This window comes from Streptomyces sp. NPDC086023 (assembly GCF_044540325.1).
GTDB lineage: Bacteria > Actinomycetota > Actinomycetes > Streptomycetales > Streptomycetaceae > Streptomyces.
Genome location: NZ_JBITRX010000018.1, coordinates 80,897 through 97,552 on the forward strand (window position 1 = coordinate 80,897; position 16,656 = coordinate 97,552).

At 72.3% G+C, this 16,656-nt stretch carries 11 protein-coding genes; 5 read left to right on the forward strand and 6 right to left on the reverse strand.

Features of this window, described 5'->3' with window-relative positions; all coding sequences use genetic code 11:
* Positions 1–142: 142 nt before the first annotated feature.
* Positions 143–1,510 (reverse strand): M16 family metallopeptidase, encoded by a 1,368-nt coding sequence (locus ACIF6F_RS29460; RefSeq protein WP_399953489.1) that lies wholly within the window; start codon positions 1,508–1,510, stop codon positions 143–145.
* 20 nt (positions 1,511–1,530) lie between these two features.
* Positions 1,531–2,862, reverse strand: coding sequence for a M16 family metallopeptidase (locus tag ACIF6F_RS29465; RefSeq protein WP_399953344.1), 1,332 nt, complete (start codon positions 2,860–2,862; stop codon positions 1,531–1,533).
* Positions 2,863–3,070: 208 nt separating this feature from the next.
* Between ACIF6F_RS29465 and ACIF6F_RS29470 the strand changes: the two genes are divergently transcribed.
* Complete coding sequence (locus tag ACIF6F_RS29470) at positions 3,071–5,527, forward strand: DNA topoisomerase (ATP-hydrolyzing) subunit A (protein WP_399953347.1); 2,457 nt, start codon at positions 3,071–3,073, stop codon at positions 5,525–5,527.
* Positions 5,528–5,639: 112 nt separating this feature from the next.
* The gene (locus tag ACIF6F_RS29475; RefSeq protein ID WP_399953350.1) at positions 5,640–7,817 is read left to right on the forward strand and encodes a restriction endonuclease; all 2,178 of its coding nucleotides are present in this window, start codon (positions 5,640–5,642) and stop codon (positions 7,815–7,817) included.
* 3 nt (positions 7,818–7,820) lie between these two features.
* On the opposite strand, the gene ACIF6F_RS29480 is transcribed toward ACIF6F_RS29475, so the two are convergent.
* The gene (locus tag ACIF6F_RS29480) at positions 7,821–8,930 is read right to left on the reverse strand and encodes a CobW family GTP-binding protein (RefSeq protein WP_399953353.1); all 1,110 of its coding nucleotides are present in this window, start codon (positions 8,928–8,930) and stop codon (positions 7,821–7,823) included.
* A gap of 175 nt (positions 8,931–9,105) precedes the next feature.
* Here ACIF6F_RS29480 and ACIF6F_RS29485 point away from each other — a divergent pair, with 175 nt between their 5' ends.
* Positions 9,106–10,734, forward strand: a complete 1,629-nt coding sequence (locus ACIF6F_RS29485; protein WP_399953357.1) for an ATP-binding protein — start codon at positions 9,106–9,108, stop codon at positions 10,732–10,734.
* Positions 10,735–10,739: 5 nt separating this feature from the next.
* Positions 10,740–11,480 (forward strand): response regulator, encoded by a 741-nt coding sequence (locus ACIF6F_RS29490; RefSeq protein WP_399953364.1) that lies wholly within the window; start codon positions 10,740–10,742, stop codon positions 11,478–11,480.
* A 15-nt stretch (positions 11,481–11,495) separates the two neighbouring features.
* Here ACIF6F_RS29490 and ACIF6F_RS29495 read toward each other — a convergent pair whose 3' ends face one another.
* The 3 genes from ACIF6F_RS29495 to ACIF6F_RS29505 all read right to left on the reverse strand — a co-directional run bounded on the left by ACIF6F_RS29495 (position 11,496) and on the right by ACIF6F_RS29505 (position 15,838).
* Positions 11,496–13,076: a cation acetate symporter gene (locus ACIF6F_RS29495; protein ID WP_399953367.1), complete on the reverse strand. Its 1,581-nt coding sequence runs from the start codon at positions 13,074–13,076 to the stop codon at positions 11,496–11,498.
* On the reverse strand, positions 13,073–13,576 hold the full coding sequence (locus ACIF6F_RS29500) for a DUF485 domain-containing protein (protein WP_399953369.1): 504 nt from the start codon (positions 13,574–13,576) through the stop codon (positions 13,073–13,075). Before ACIF6F_RS29500 ends, ACIF6F_RS29495 begins: the two co-directional genes overlap by 4 nt.
* Before the next feature lie 141 nt (positions 13,577–13,717).
* A complete protein-coding gene (locus tag ACIF6F_RS29505) occupies positions 13,718–15,838 on the reverse strand; it encodes a type IIA DNA topoisomerase subunit B (RefSeq protein ID WP_399953372.1) in 2,121 nt (706 codons plus the stop codon).
* Positions 15,839–16,295: 457 nt separating this feature from the next.
* Here ACIF6F_RS29505 and ACIF6F_RS29510 point away from each other — a divergent pair, with 457 nt between their 5' ends.
* Positions 16,296–16,526, forward strand: coding sequence for a hypothetical protein (locus tag ACIF6F_RS29510; protein ID WP_399953375.1), 231 nt, complete (start codon positions 16,296–16,298; stop codon positions 16,524–16,526).
* The last annotated feature ends 130 nt before the right edge of the window (positions 16,527–16,656 follow it).

Below are 16,656 nucleotides of genomic sequence, written 5' to 3' on the forward strand. Positions count from 1 at the left end.
CAATCACCAAACGGACACGCTGTTTTGTGGCGTACGCCACGGGTCATTCAGGCAACGACCACCCCGAAACGGACAGAGAGCACAAACGGGGCCTCGGTGGGCAATCCACCAAGGCCCCGCCTCATGTCGGCCCGGAATCAGGTCAGTTGGTGACCACGGTCACCTCTCCGATGCCCAGCGCCCGCACCGGGTCCGCGATCTGCGACGCGTCACCCACGAGCACCGTCACCAGACGGTCCACCGGGAAGGCGTTCACCACGGCCGAAGTCGCCTCGACCGTGCCGGTTTCGGCGAGTCGCGCGTACAACTGCGCCTGGAAATCGTCCGGCAGCTCCTGCTCGACCTGGTCGGCCAGGGTCCCGGCGACGGCCGCGGCGGTCTCGAACTTCAGCGGCGCGACACCGACCAAGTTCTGTACGGCCACGTCGCGTTCGGTGTCCGTCAGGCCCTCGGCGGCGAGGGTGCGCAGCACCTGCCACAGGTCGCCCAGCGCGGGGCCGGTGTGGGGCGTGTCCACCGAGCCGCTGATGGCCAGCATCGAGGCGCCGGTTCCGTCGGCCGTGGAGCGCAGCACCTGCCCGAAGGCGCGCACGCCGTACGTGTAGCCCTTCTCCTCCCGGAGCACGCGGTCCAGGCGCGAGGTGAGCGTGCCGCCGAGGCAGTACGTGCCGAGCACCTGCGCGGCCCAGACGCGGTCGTGGCGGTCCGCCCCGATCCGGCCGATCAGCAGCTGGGTCTGCACGGCGCCGGGCCGGTCCACGATCACCACGCGGCCGGTGTCGTCCGCGGTGACCGGCGTGACGGGGTACGCCTCGCCCGTGCCGCCGGTCCAGGAGCCCAGGGTGTCGGCGAGGACGGCGTCCAGGTCGGTGCCGGTCAGGTCGCCGACCACGACGGCCGTGGCCGTGGAGGGGCGCACGTGGGCCTCGTAGAAGGCGCGGACGGCCCCGGAGTCGATCCGGCCGACGGTCTCCTCGCTGCCCTGGCGCGGACGCGACATGCGCAGGGTGGCGGGGAAGAGCTCCTTGGAGAGCTGCTTCGCGGCCCGGCGCTGCGGGTTGGCCAGCTCGTGCGGGATCTCGTCGAGGCGGTTGCGGACCAGCCGGTCCACCTCGCTGTCCGCGAAGGCCGGGGCGCGCAGGGCCTCGGCGAGCAGGGTCAGGGCCTTGTGCAGGCGGGAGGCGGGCACCTCCAGCGAGACCCGGACGCCGGGGTGGTCGGCGTGCGCGTCGAGGGTGGCGCCACAGCGCTCCAGCTCGGCGGCGAACTCCTCGGCGGAGTGCTTGTCGGTGCCCTCCGACAGCGCGCGGGCCATGATCGTGGCCACGCCGTCGAGGCCCTCGGGCTCGGCCTCCAGGGGGGCGTCGAGGATGACCTCGACGGCCACGACCTGCTGGCCGGGGCGGTGGCAGCGCAGGACCGTCAGGCCGTTCCCGAGCGTGCCGCGCTCGGGGGCGGGGAAGGCCCACGGCTTCGGCTGTCCGGCCTGCGGCTGCGGGTGGAAGGTCATCGAGGAAGCGACGTCGGCGGTCACTGGTCTGCCCCTTCGGCGTTGTCTTCGGTGGCGGGCAGCGGTTCGTACACGAGGACCGCGCGGTTGTCCGGGCGCAGCCGGGCCGCGGCGACGGCCTGCACCTCTTCTGCGGTGACGTCGAGCACCCGCTGGACCGCGGTCAGCGCGAGCTGCGGGTCGCCGAACAGCACGGCGAACCGGCACAGTTCGTCGGCCCGGCCGGCGACGGTGCCGAGACGGTCCAGCCACTCGCGCTCCAGCTGGGCCTGGGCGCGCTCCATCTCCTCGGAGGTCGGCCCGTCGGCGGCGAAGCGGGCGAGCTCCTCGTCGACGGCCGTCTCGATGCGGGGCACCTCGACGCCGCCGGAGGTCTTCACGTCCAGCCAGCCCAGGGAGGGCGCGCCCGCCAGGCGCAGCAGGCCGAAGCCGGCGGCCACGGCGGTCTGGTCGCGGCGGACCAGGCGGTTGTGCAGGCGGGAGGACTCGCCGCCGCCGAGGATGGTCAGGGCGAGGTCGGCGGCGTCGCACTCGCGGGTGCCGTCGTGCGGGAGGCGGTAGGCGGCCATCAGCGCGCGGGCCGGGACCTCCTCGACGATCTCCTCGCGCAGCTGCGCGCCCATGACGTCCGGCAGGCTGCCGTCCCGCGGCGGCTGCTTGCCGTCGTGGGAGGGGATGCTGCCGAAGTACTTCTCGATCCAGGCGAGCGTCTGCTCCGGGTCGATGTCGCCGACGACCGACAGCACCGCGTTGTTCGGCGCGTAGTAGGTACGGAAGAACGTGCGGGCGTCCTCCAGCGTGGCGGCGTCGAGGTCGGCCATGGAGCCGATCGGCGTGTGGTGGTACGGGTGGCCCTCGGGGTAGGCCAGGGCGGTCAGCCGCTCGAAGGCGGTGCCGTACGGGACGTTGTCGTACCGCTGGCGGCGCTCGTTCTTCACCACGTCGCGCTGGTTCTCCATGGACTCGTCGTCCAGCGCGGACAGCAGCGAGCCCATCCGGTCCGCCTCCAGCCAGAGCGCGAGCTCCAGCTGGTGTGCCGGCATCGTCTCGAAGTAGTTGGTGCGCTCGAAGCTGGTGGTGCCGTTGAGCGACCCGCCGGCGCCCTGCACCAGCTCGAAGTGACCGTTGCCCGAAACGCTGGCCGAGCCCTGGAACATCAGGTGCTCGAAGAGGTGAGCCAGACCGGTGCGCCCCTTGACTTCGTGGCGCGAGCCGACGTCGTACCACAGGCAGACCGCGGCGACCGGGGTCAGGTGGTCCTCGGACAGCACCACGCGCAGGCCGTTGGCCAGGCGGTGCTCGGTCGCTGTCAGGCCGCCGGAGGCGGCCTGCGCTGTGGCCGTGTGACCCATGGGCATGTGATCCCTTCGATCGCGATGAGAGAGTCCTGCCACTGTATGCAAGCGCGCCGACGGGCGGAGAAGTTCCCGGGGCCTTCCGCGGCCCCTTCGCCGCACCCCGTCCGGGGGTACCCCCAGGGTCGGGGTCGGCGTTGTCGGCGGGGCGGTCCACAATGGACCGCGTCAGACCGATCTCGGATCACGAGGAGCCGCAGCAGCGATGGCCCGCCGCAGCACGAAGACCCCGCCGCCGGAGGATTTCGAGGAGAGGATCCTCGACATCGACGTCGTCGACGAAATGCAGGGCTCCTTCCTCGAGTACGCGTACTCGGTGATCTACTCCCGCGCGCTGCCCGACGCGCGGGACGGGATGAAGCCGGTGCACCGCCGAATCGTCTACCAGATGAACGAGATGGGCCTGCGCCCCGACCGCGGGTACGTGAAGTGCGCCCGTGTCGTGGGCGAGGTCATGGGCAAGCTCCACCCGCACGGCGACGCCTCCATCTACGACGCGCTGGTGCGCATGGCGCAGCCGTTCTCGATGCGCCTGCCGCTGGTGGACGGCCACGGCAACTTCGGCTCGCTGGGGAACGACGACCCGCCGGCGGCCATGCGTTACACCGAGTGCCGGATGGCGGACGCCACGTCGCTGATGACGGAGTCGATCGACGAGGACACGGTCGACTTCACGCCGAACTACGACGGCCAGGAGCGCGAGCCCGTCGCGCTGCCCGCGGCGTACCCGAACCTGCTGGTCAACGGCGCGTCCGGGATCGCGGTCGGCATGGCCACGAACATGCCGCCGCACAACCTGGGCGAGGTCATCGCCGCCGCCCGCCACCTGATCCGCTACCCGAACGCGGACCTGGAGGCGCTGATGCGCTTCATCCCGGGTCCCGACCTGCCCACCGGCGGCCGGATCGTGGGCCTCCAGGGGATCAAGGACGCGTACGAGTCGGGCCGCGGCACCTTCAAGATCCGCGCCACGGCGACGGTGGAGAACGTCACGGCGCGCCGCAAGGGCCTGGTCGTCACGGAGCTCCCCTTCACGGTCGGCCCTGAGAAGGTGATCGCCAAGATCAAGGACCTGGTCGGGTCCAAGAAGCTCCAGGGCATCGCGGACGTCAAGGACCTCACGGACCGTTCGCACGGCCTGCGCCTGGTCATCGAGATCAAGAACGGCTTCCACCCCGAGGCCGTGCTGGAGCAGCTGTACAAGCTGACACCGATGGAGGAGTCCTTCGGCATCAACAACGTGGCGCTGGTCGACGGCCAGCCGCTGACGCTGGGCCTCAAGGAGCTGCTGGAGGTCTACCTCGACCACCGCTTCGACGTGGTCCGGCGGCGCAGCGAGTTCCGCCGCAGCAAGCGCCGCGACCGCCTGCACCTGGTCGAGGGCCTGCTGGTCGCCCTGCTGGACATCGACGAGGTCATCCGGCTGATCCGGTCCAGCGAGAACTCCGCGCAGGCCAAGGAGCGCCTGATCGAGCGCTTCTCGCTGAGCGAGGTGCAGACCCAGTACATCCTCGACACCCCGCTGCGCCGGCTCACCAGGTTCGACCGGATCGAGCTGGAGTCGGAGCGCGACCGCCTGACGGCCGAGATCGGGGAGCTGACGAAGATCCTCGAATCGGACGCGGAGCTGCGCAAGCTCGTCTCGTCCGAACTGGCCGCCGTGGCGAAGAAGTTCGGCACCGACCGGCGGACCGTCCTGCTGGAGTCGGCCGGCGCCGCGGTCTCGGCCGTGCCGCTGGAGGTCGCGGACGACCCCTGCCGGGTGCTGCTCTCGTCGACGGGCCTGCTCGCGCGTACGGTCACGGGCGACCCGCTGTCCGAGGGCGACGGCAAGCGCGCCCGCCACGACGCCATCGTCTCCTCCGTGCTGGCCACGGCCCGGGCCGAGGTCGGCGCGGTCACCTCCACGGGACGTCTGCTGCGGCTGTCGGTGATCGACCTGCCGCAGCTGCCGGACACGCACGCCGCGCCGAACCTGGCGGGCGGCGCCCCGATCACCGAGTTCCTCTCCTCCCTGGCGCCCGACGAGAAGGTGGTCTGCCTGACCAGCCTCGACGAGGCGAACTCCCAGGGCCTGGCGCTGGGCACCGAGCAGGGCGTGGTCAAGCGCGTCGTGCCGGACTACCCGGCGAACAAGGAGGAGCTGGAGGTCATCACCCTCAAGGAGGGCGACCGGATCGTCGGGGCGGTCGAGCTGCGCACCGGCGAGGAGGACCTGGTCTTCATCACCGACGACGCCCAGCTGCTGCGCTACCCGGCGGGCCAGGTCCGCCCGCAGGGCCGCCCCGCGGGCGGCATGGCCGGCATCAAGCTGGCCGACGGCGCCAAGGTCATCCACTTCTCGGCGGTGGACCCGGCCTCTGAGGCGTACGTCTTCTCGGTGGCCGGCTCGCACGGCACACTGGACGCGTCGGGTACGTCGGCCAAGCTGACCCCCTTCGACCAGTACCCGCGCAAGGGACGGGCCACCGGCGGCGTCCGCTGCCAGCGTTTCCTGAAGGGCGAGGACCTCCTGGTGCTGGCCTGGGCCGGCTCCGCCCCGGTCCGCGCCGCGTCGGCCAACGGCACCCCGGTCGACCTCCCGGACCCCGACCCGCGCCGCGACGGCTCGGGCACCCCCCTGGCCAAGCCGGTCAGCACCCTCGCGGGCGCCGCGCTGTAGCCCCCGCGCGGAGGTTGAGCGCTGTCGGGCCCGATCCCCGGATCGGGCCCGAGGCGTCTCCCCGCTCAACTACAGTTCGGGCGGGGACTGTAGGTGGGGGAAGGCACAGCGGATGACCCGGCGATCGAGCGGCATGTTCAGCACGTGGGCCGAGGCCCAGCGGCACCTGCAGCAGGCGCAGCTGGCGGAACGTCGGGAACTCGAACGCCCTCGGCCCGTCGAGGAGCGGATTCCCACCCGCGGCGGGCGTGAGCAGCAGGCCTCCCACCGTCGGTATCGGGACGCGCAAGCGGCGCGCCGCACCACTGAGCTGGAGGCCAGGGTCTCGGAGCTGGAAGGTCTCCTCGCCCTCGGGTGCCGGGCCCCGGCCTTCAGGCTGGCGGCCATGCTCCGGCCCGAGCACGTCCAGGCGTACGACCCGGGCGACCTGGCGTACCCCGTGCCCATGCCGGACCCGGCCGCCTTCCAGACCCAGCCCGGCTGGGGGTTCAGCGCTTCGCGGCGCGCACAGGCGCAGCAGGAGGCCCAGGCGCGCTACGCCCAGGCCTGGCAGGCCGCGCAGGCGGCCGAGGCCCAGCGGCAGCAGCGGCTTGCGGCCCACCGAGCCCAGCACGACAGGTGGGCGGCCGCGCAGCTCGACGAAGTACGCCGCCACAACGCCGGCGTCACGGATCTGGAGACCGCGCTGCGGACGGGCGACGCGGAGGCTGCGGTGGAGTTCTTCTCCGCCGCCCTGTACGCGTCCACCGCCTGGCCGGCCGACCTCCCCCGCCGGCTGACCGCCTCCTACGACCGCGGCGCCCGGCAGCTCGTCCTCGACTGGGAACTGCCGAGGTTCGACGTCGTGCCCGCGGCCAAGTACGTCCGGTACATGCCCAGCGTGGACCGGGACAAGGAGACGGCCCGGCCGGTGACCCAGCGCCGGGCCCTCTACCGCAGCGTGCTGGCGCAGTGCCTGCTGCTGGTGCTGCACGAACTCTTCGCCGCGGACTCCTACGGGCTGCTCGACTCCGTCGCGGTCAACGGATTCGTCGACGACCACGACCCGGTGACGGGACGGCGCGCTCAGCCGGTGCTCGCCACCGTCGCGGCGGACCGGGCCGCCTTCGCCGGCCTGCACCTGGAGCGGGTGAGCGCGGTGGACTGCCTGGTCGAGGGGTTGCGGGGGCAGCTCTCGGCGCGTCCCGACCAGATGGCCGCCGTGCGGCCGGGACGCACGCCCCAGGACGTCGGCAGCGACGTGGTGACCCATGGCGCCGGGGTCGACGCCGGGGAACCCGACCTGTACGCCATGGACCCGATCGCCTTCGAGGGCCTGGTCGCCGACCTCTTCCGGGCCATGGGCATGGACGCGGTGACGACCCGGCGGTCGAACGACGGCGGCGTGGACGTGGACGCCCTCGACCCCGCCCCGATCCGCGGCGGGCGGATCGTGGTCCAGGTCAAGCGGTACCGCAACACCGTGCCCCCGACCGCCGTCCGGGACCTCTACGGAACCGTGCAGCACCGCGGTGCCAACAAGGGCGTGCTGGTCACGACCTCGTCCTTCGGGCCGAGCGCCCGGGCCTTCGCCGAAGGCAAGCCGCTGGAGCTCATCGCGGGGCCGGAGCTGGTGGACCTGCTGCGACGGCACGGCCTGCGCGGCCGCCTGGGCGACCCCTCGCAGGGCCCGGCGCAGCCGGTCCGGGATGCGGACACCCCTGCCGGCCCCGGCACCCGTACCGGCTCCGGCGCCCGGAACGGCCCGGCGCCCCGTACCGGCCCCGGCCCGCGGACCGTCCCGGACCCACGACGCCCCGAACCCGCCGGCCACAACACCCTGGGCATGACGTGGTCGGGACCGGTCCCCCTCGACGTCTGCGCTCTCGTCTGCGAGGGGAGCCGCGTCCTCGGGGACGACTGGTTCGTCTTCTACAACAACCCGCGGACCCCGGACGGAGCGGTGCGGACCGCGACCGGGAGCGGACCCGACAAGGCCGCCATCGACGTGGCTTTCGAAGCGCTGCCCGACCGCGCCGACCGGCTCGTCATCGTCGCCGCGGTCGATCCCGAAGCCGCGCCGGGCGCGGACCTGACCGGGTTCACCGGTGCCTGCATCCGCCTGCTGGACGGCGACGGGCAGGAGCAGGGCCGCCTCGACGTCTCCGACGGCCGGCCGCTGGAGACCGCCCTGGTCCTGGGCTCCTTCCGGCGGCGCGCCAACGGCGACTGGGACTTCGTCATGGGCGGCAAGGGCTACCGCGACGGACTCGCCCAACTGCTCGGCGACTTCGGCGTGGACGCCACCTGAGGCCTACTCCTCCTCGGCTGCCGGTGCCGGGCGGCGGGGGACATAGCGGAGGACGGACCACATGGCCTCCGGCGGGGTGTGCTGCGGGGACGGTTCACGGCAGGCGGCGAGGTCGCGGGTGAGCGCCTCGGGGTCGGTGCCGGAGCCGATCAGGACGAGCTGCGTGAGGCGCGGCTCGTCCCGCCCCCAGGGGGCCGGGTCGAAGCGCAGGAACCGGCCGACCGCGTGGACCTCGTACTTCTCCTCGTGGCCCGGCACCCCGAAGTACACGTAGCCCTTGATCCGGTACAGCCCGGCCGGGCGCCGGTCCAGGAAGTCGATCAGCCGGCGCGGGCTGAGGGCCTGCTCGGAGACGAATTCCGTGCTCTCGTAGGCGTGGTGGAGGTGGGCTGCGCCGCACGACGGGCCGCAGGCGTCGGTTCCGGAGCCGGTGTCCCCGTCGCCCGCCTCCCCCTGCTCCGCCTCCGCGATCAGGTCCTCGAAGGACAGCTGGCCCTGGGTCTCGGTCCAGGGCCGGCGGTCGAAGAGAAGTTCCGGATCGATCCGGCCGTGGTCCGCGCCGACCACCGGGATGCCGGGGCAGAGCGCGGCGAGGGCCGCCTCGGTCCGCTCCCGCTCCCCCGGTGCGGTCCGGTCCGTCTTGTTGAGCACCACGAGGTCCGCGACGCCCAGATGGCGGTCGGTCTCGGGGTGCCGGGCACGGGTGGCCCCGAACTCCGCGGCGTCGACCACGTACACCAGCCCGCCGTAGGTGATGCCCGGGACCTCGCTGGCCACCAGCATCCGGACCATCTCCTGCGGCTCGGCCAGCCCGCTCGCCTCGATGACGATCACGTCGATCCGGTGGACCGGCTGCGCCAGCTTCTCCAGGTAGGCGTCCAGCTCACTGCCGTCGACGGCGCAGCACAGGCAGCCGTTGCCGAGGGAGACCATCGAGTCGCCGACCTGTCCGGCCACGGACATGGCGTCGATCTCGATCTGCCCGAAGTCGTTGACCACGACTCCGATCCGGGTGCCACGGCTGCTCCTGAGCAGGTGGTTGAGCAGGGTGGTCTTGCCGGAACCGAGGAATCCGGCGAGGACGACGACGGGGATGGGCTGCCTGCTGGTCACGCCGTCCGATCGTAGCCGGATCCCGCGGCCCGCCCCGCCCCGGGCGGCCACCACCGGGCCCCTCCCGGCCGCCGACCGGCCGCCGACCGGTGGCCCCGGCCGATGCCGGTCGGGTCCGGGCACCTGACGGGCCGGAAGTACCGGAAAGCGCGGGCCCCGTTTACCGTTCTCCGTCATGAGCGCCGCCCCGGGAACCCTCCGCCGCACCGCCCCGCACCCGTGGCGGCTCGGGCTGCCCCGCCGGGTCTTCTCCCAGGTGCTGCTGATGCAGCTGGCCATCGCGGCCGGCGTGGCCGTTCTGGCCACCGGGCTCTTCCTGGCGCCGCTCGGCTCCCAGCTCGACGACCAGGCCATGCGCCGCGCGCTGGCCATCGCCCAGAGCACCGCCGCCGACCCCGCGATCGCCGCCGACCTCATCTCCTCTGGCCCCGCCCCCGACGGCCCGGTGCAGGAGGCCGCCGAGCGGATCCGCCGGGCCACCGGAGCCGAGTACGTGGTCGTGCTCGACCGGCAGCGCATCCGCCGCTCCCACCCGAGCCCGGAACGGATCGGCCGCCACGTGTCCACCGACCCCGCGCGCGCCCTGGCGGGCGAGGAGGTCATGGAGATCGACGACGGCACCCTGGGCCGCTCCGCCCGCGGCAAGGTCCCGCTGCGCGACGCCGACGGCGCGATCGTCGGCGCGGTCTCGGTGGGCATCGCGTACGAGGGCGTGCGCGACCAGTTGGTCGGCGCGATCCCCGGCCTCCTCGCGTACGCGGGCGGAGCGCTCGCGGCGGGCGCGCTGGCCGCGTACCTGATCTCCCGCCGGATCCAGCGGCAGACCCGTGACCTGGCGTTCTCCGACATCTCCGGTCTGCTGGCCGAGCGCGAGGCGATGCTCCACTCGATTCGCGAGGGCGTCGTGGCGTTCGACCGCGACGGCCGGGTCCGGCTGGTCAACGACGAGGCCCAGCGGCTGCTCGGGCTCGGCCCCGACGCCACCGGCCGCTCCCTGGACGAGCTGCTCGGCTCCGGCCGCACCACCGACGTGCTCGCCGGCCGCGTCACGGGCACCGACCTGCTGGCCGTGAGCGGTCCCCGGGTCCTGGTGGCCAACCGGATGCCCACCGAGGACGGCGGGGCCGTGGCCACCCTGCGCGACCGCACCGAGCTGGAGCGGCTGGGCCGGGAGCTGGACTCCACCCAGGGCCTGATCGACGCGCTCCGCGCCCAGGACCACGAACACGCCAACCGCCTGCACACCCTCCTCGGCCTGCTGGAGCTGGGCCTGTACGAGGAGGCGACCGCCTACATCACCGAGGTGTCCGGCGGGCACCGGGCGACGGCCGAGGAGATCACCGAGCGGGTCCGGGACCCGCTGCTGGCCGCGCTGCTGGTGGGCAAGGCCACGGTCGCGGCCGAGCGCGGCGTGTATCTGCGGCTGACGGAGAGCACGCTGCTGCCTGCCCGGCTGGTGGACCCCGGCGGCCTGGTGACCATCGTGGGGAACCTGGTGGACAACGCCCTCGACGCCCTGGCCGGCACCGCCGACGCCCGGGTGGAGGTGGAGCTGCTCGCCGAGGACGCCACGGTGGTGCTGCGGGTCCGCGACACCGGTCCCGGCGTGCCGCCCGGCCGGCTGGAGGAGATCTTCACGGAGGGCTGGTCCACGAAGTCCCCGCAGTCGCACGGCGGCCGGCGGGGCCTCGGGCTGGCGATGGTACGGCGCCTCGCCGAGCGGCAGGGCGGCAGCGCCCGGGCCGCCGCGGCGGACGGCGGCGGCGCGGAGTTCTGCGTGGTGCTGCCGGAGGCCCTGCGGTGACCGGCGTGCCCGGAACCCCGGCCGGCGCCCGGCGGGCCGGCGAGCCGGACGCGCCGATCGGCGTCCTGGTCGTCGACGACGACACCCGGGTCGCGCGGATCAACGCGGCGTACGTGGCCAAGGTGCCCGGCTTCCGCGTGGTCGGCGAGGCGCACAGCGCGGCCCGGGCCCGGGTGATCGTCGAGGACGAGGCCGTCGACCTCGTGCTGCTCGACCACTACCTGCCCGACGGGACCGGACTCGACCTGGTGCGGGACCTGCGCCAGAGCGGCCATCACACCGACGTGATCATGGTGACGGCCGCCCGCGACCTGGCGACGGTGCAGTCCGCGATGCGGCTGGGGGCGCTCCAGTACCTCGTGAAGCCGTTCACCTTCGCGGGGCTGCGCGCCAAGCTGGAGGGGTACGCGGAGCTGCGGCGCAGCCTGGCGGGCGGCGGCGAGGCCGAACAGGCGGAGGTCGACCGCATCTTCGGCGCCCTCGCGACGGCCGCGGGGCCCGTGGAGCTGCCCAAGGGCCACTCGCCCACCACCGCGGAGCTGGTGCGGCAGGTGCTGATGGCCGCCGAGGGCTCGCTCTCCGCCCAGGAGATCGCCGAGCGGGCGGGGCTCAGCCGCCAGACCGCGCAGCGGTACCTGAAGCTGCTGGAGCGCGGCGGCCGCGTACGGCTCAGCCTGCGGTACGGGGAGACCGGCCGCCCGGAGCACCGGTACGCGTGGCTGCCGGCGGGCCGGACGGGCGGCTGAGCCGGGCCGTGGACCTCAGACCGCCCCTGCTCCGGTGAGGGAGCGCACCTCGGTCTCCGCGTGCCTGGCCTCGTCCGGCACCTCGGGCGAGGTGACCGTGCCCAGCCAGCCCGCGAGGAAGCCGAGCGGGATGGAGACGATGCCGGGGTTCTGCAGCGGGAAGAGCTGGAAGTCGACACCGGGGAAGAGCGCGTCGGGGCTCCCGGAGACGACGGGCGAGAGGACCACCAGCAGGACGGCCGGGACTAGTCCCCCGTACACGGACCAGACGGCACCGCGTGTGGTGAACCCGCGCCAGAACAGCGAGTAGAGCAGCACGGGCAGGTTCGCGGAGGCGGCCACGGCGAAGGCGAGGCCCACCAGGAAGGCGACGTTCAGGTCCTGGGCCAGCAGTCCCAGGCCGATGGCGGCGGCGCCGATGCCGACGGCCGCGATCCGGGCCACCGTGACCTCGCTGCGCTGCTTGGCCCGCCGCCGCTTGAGCGAGGCGTACAGGTCGTGCGCGACGGAGGCGGAGGACGCGAGGGTGATGCCGGCGACCACGGCGAGGATGGTGGCGAAGGCGACCGCGGCGACGAAGGAGAACAGCACCGTGCCGCCCATGCCCTCCCCGCCCAGGAGCTTGGCGAGCAGCGGGATCGCGGTGTTGCCCGAGGCGCTGGAGGCCCGGACCGCGTCGGTGCCGACCAGTGCCGCGGCGCCGAAGCCGAGCACGATGGTCATCAGGTAGAAGCCGCCGATCAGGCCGATGGCCCAGACCACGGAGCGGCGGGCGGCGCGGGCCGTGGGAACGGTGTAGAAGCGCGAGAGGATGTGCGGGAGCCCGGCGGTACCGAGGACCAGGGCGAGGCCGAGGCTGAGGAAGTCGAAGCGGGCGGTCCAGTCGACGCCGTACTTCAGGCCCGGCTCCAGGAAGGCCCGGCCGTGGCCGCTGCGGTCGGCGGCGGTGAGCAGCAGCTCGTTGGCGTTGCCGTGGAAGCGGACCAGGACGAGCAGGGTGAGGGCGATCGCGCAGCCCATCAGCAGTACGGCCTTGACGATCTGGATCCAGGTGGTGGCGCGCATGCCGCCGAGCGACACGTAGATCACCATCAGGGCGCCGACGCCGACGACGGTCCAGGCGCGGGCCGCCCCGCTGGTGCTGCCGAGCAGCAGCGAGACGAGACTGCCGGCGCCGACCATCTGGGCCACCAGGTAGAGCACGGAGACGGCGACGGACGAGGTGCCCGCGGCGATCCGCACGGGGCGCTCGCTCATCCGGGCGGCGACCACGTCGGCAAGGGTGAACCGGCCGCAGTTGCGGACCAGTTCTGCGATCAGGAACAGCACGACGAGCCAGGCGACCAGGAAGCCCACGGAGTAGAGCAGTCCGTCGTAGCCGAAGAGGGCGATCAGGCCGGAGATGCCGAGGAAGGAGGCGGCGGACATGTAGTCGCCCGCGATGGCGAAACCGTTCTCCAGGGGCGAGAAGAGTCTTCCTCCGGCGTAGAACTCCTCGGCGGAGCCGTGGCGGTTGCGGCTGACCCAGGTGGTGATGCCGAGGGTGGCCGCGATGAAGAGGCTGAAGAGTACGAGTGCCAGCGTCCGGTCGCTCACCGTCCGGCCCCCCGGGTCCGCTCCTGGTCCCGGGCCTGCTCGAAGACTGTCCAGCGCAGGTCGAGTGCGGCGCGGTCCCGGCGGAGCCGGGCGTGGCGGGCGTAGGCCCAGGTCAGCAGGAAGGTGGAGAGGAACTGACCCAGTCCGGCGACCAGTGCCACGTTGACCGCTCCGGCCACGGGGCGGCCCATCAGGCCGGGTGCGGCGACGGCGGCGACGACGTACGCCACGTACCAGCCGAGGAAGGCGACACAGCCGGGGATGACGAACCGGCGGTAGCGGCTGCGCACTTCCTGGAAGGCGGCGCTGCGCTGGACCTCCAGGTAGATGTCCGCGGCTCCTGGGGCGCGGACCGTCCCGGCGGGCGAGGGGGCGGGGACGGCACGGGGCTCCGGGCCCGCGTCCCGCTCGTCGCCCTCGCCCCAGCCGGAGGCCAGTGCGTCGTACCAGGGGTCGTCGAGCCGGATCGTTCCGGCATCGGGACCTTCGTGCTTGTCCACCGAACTCTCCTTGTCCGCTGCCGCATTGGCCGCGTGCGCACAAGGATGCGCGGAAGAGGTGGTTTCCGGACTGGTGTCCCGGTGCTCTTCACCCCATCAGGTGATGGGGTGAAGAGCGGGCGGGATTTCCGGACGACCGGATCAGGCGTCGATGCGGGACCGGTCGAGGGTGGCCGCAGAGCTGGTGATGAACTCCTTGCGGGGGGCCACCTCATTGCCCATCAGCAGGTCGAAGACCTGCTCCGCGGAATCCAGGTCGCCGATGTTGATCCGGCGCAGGGTGCGGTGGCGGGGGTCCATCGTCGTTTCCGCCAGCTGATCGGCGTCCATTTCGCCGAGGCCCTTGTAGCGCTGGATCGAGTCTTTGTACCGGATTCCCTTGCGCTGGTATTCGAGGAGGGTCTGACGCAGTTCGTTGTCCGAGTAGGTGTAGACGTACTTGTCCTGGCCCTTCCTCGGCTGGACCAGCTCGATGCGGTGCAGGGGCGGCACAGCGGCGAAGACGCGGCCGGCCTCGACCATCGGGCGCATGTAGCGCTGGAAGAGGGTGAGCAGCAGGCAGCGGATGTGCGCGCCGTCGACGTCGGCGTCGACGAGCAGCACGATCTTGCCGTACCGGGCGGCGTCGATGTCGAAGGTGCGGCCGGAGCCGGCCCCTATGACCTGGATGATCGCGCCGCACTCGGCGTTCTTGAGCATGTCGGAGACCGACGACTTCTGGACGTTCAGGATCTTGCCGCGGATGGGCAGCAGAGCCTGGAACTCCGAGTTCCGCGCGAGCTTGGCGGTGCCGAGGGCCGAGTCTCCCTCGACGATGAAGAGCTCGCTGCGGTCGACGTCGTCGCTGCGGCAGTCGGCCAGCTTGGCGGGGAGCGAGGAGGACTCCAGCGCGGTCTTCCGGCGCTGGGCCTCCTTGTGCTGGCGGGCCGCGATCCTGGTGCGGGCGGCCGCGACGATCTTCTCCATCACGGCGCGGGCCTGCTGCTTGTCGTCCCGCTTGGTGGAGGTCAGGAACGCCTTGAGCTCCTTGGCGACCACGGCGGCGACGATCCGGGCGGCCGCGGAGGTGCCCAGCACCTCCTTGGTCTGGCCCTCGAACTGCGGCTCGGCGAGGCGGACGGTGACGACCGCCGTCATGCCCTCCATGGCGTCGTCCTTGACGACGTCGTCCTCGGCGACGCGGAGCAGCTTGGCGGCGCGGAGCACCTCGTTCACCGTCTTGGTGACCGAGCGCTCGAATCCGGACACGTGGGTGCCGCCCTTGGGGGTGGCGATGATGTTCACGAAGGACCGGACCGTGCTGTCGTACCCGGTGCCCCAGCGCAGCGCGATGTCGACGCCCAGCTCACGGGTGACCTCGGTGGGGGTCATGTGGCCGCGCTCGTCGAGGACCGGGACGGTCTCCTTGAAGGTGCCCTGGCCCGTGAGGCGCAGCACGTCGCAGACGGCCTTGTCCTCGGCGAGGTAGTCGCAGAACTCGCTGATGCCGCCGTCGTAGCGGAAGGTCTCCTCGGTCTTGCCGGCGCCGTCGACCGCGCGCTCGTCCCGGACGACGATGGTCAGCCCGGGGACGAGGAAGGCGGTCTGGCGGGCGCGCTGGTACAGCGTCTCCAGGGAGAGCTTGGCGTCCTTGAGGAAGATCTGGCGGTCGGCCCAGTACCGCACCCGGGTACCGGTGCGGGTCTTCGGGACGCGCTTGCCCTTGAGCAGGCCGTTCGCCGGGTCGAAGGGGGCGTCGGGGCCCTGCTCGGTGAACATGCCGGGGACGCCGCGGCGGAAGCTGATGGCGTGGGTGGCGCCGTTCCGGTCGACCTCGACGTCCAGGCGGGCGGAGAGGGCGTTGACGACGGAGGCGCCGACGCCGTGCAGACCGCCGGAGGCCGCGTAGGAGCCGCCGCCGAACTTGCCGCCCGCGTGGAGCTTGGTCATGACGACCTCGACGCCGGACAGCCCGGTCTTGGGCTCGACGTCGACGGGGATGCCGCGGCCGTTGTCCTTGACCTCGACGGAGCCGTCTTCGTACAGGACGACCTCGATGTGGTCGCAGTAGCCGCCCAGGGCCTCGTCGACGGAGTTGTCGATGATCTCCCAGAGGCAGTGCATCAGGCCGCGGCTGTCGGTCGACCCGATGTACATGCCGGGACGCTTGCGGACTGCTTCGAGGCCTTCGAGGACGAGCAGGTGCCGCGCGGTGTAGTTGGAACCGTCCCGGTCTGCTCCGGTCAGCAGCGCGCTGGAAGGCACGGACGTGTCGGCGGTCACGCAGTTCGCTCCTCGCTGAATTTCTTTTCTGGCCCGGTTGGGCGCAGCCCTGGCTCACTAGCCGGTCTGAGGGTACCGAGGCCTGGTAGAGCCGATGCAACGCCACCCTCGTGGTTCTCCAGCCTAGTGCAGACTCGTATGGATGTTCGATCCCTCGTAGGAGTGAAGGAAACATCACGTTCCCTTCCAGGCATGAACCATTTAGGGTTCGGGCACGTCCTCATGAACAACCGGCAAGACCGCCGGAGGTGGACGGACCCGCTCGGCATCGAGGCCGGGCAACGACCAACAACGCGAAACCGTAAAGCAACGCAATACGGCTCCTTCGCCGCCAACCGGCAGCAGCCGACCAGCTTCGGGAAGGAAGTTTCGAGGAAAAGCCGAGGGCGGGAACGTTTTCGGCCTGGTTGGATGTTGACCCTGGTACGACAGCTCGTCGAGCTAGAGAAGAGGCGACGTGACTACTGTTCTGACCCCCGCGACCCCGCTGACGGCCGCTGACCGATGCGACCGTTGCGGCGCCCAGGCATATCTGCGCGTCGTCCTGATGAGCGGCGGTGAACTGCTCTTCTGCGCCCACCACGGGCGTAAGTTCGAGCCGGAACTCAAGAAGATCGCCGCGGAAATACAGGATGAGACTGAGCGGCTGACGGCCGTCCCGGCCAGCGCCGACACCGAGGACCGCTGACCCTCCCATCCCGACGAGCACGACCGGTCCCGGACCGGCCGACGGGCGGCACCCCTGAGAACCAGGGTGGCCGCCCGTCCTCGTGTCCGCGGTGGGCCGGGGCCGCGTGCGTGACGGCCCGGCCGCACCG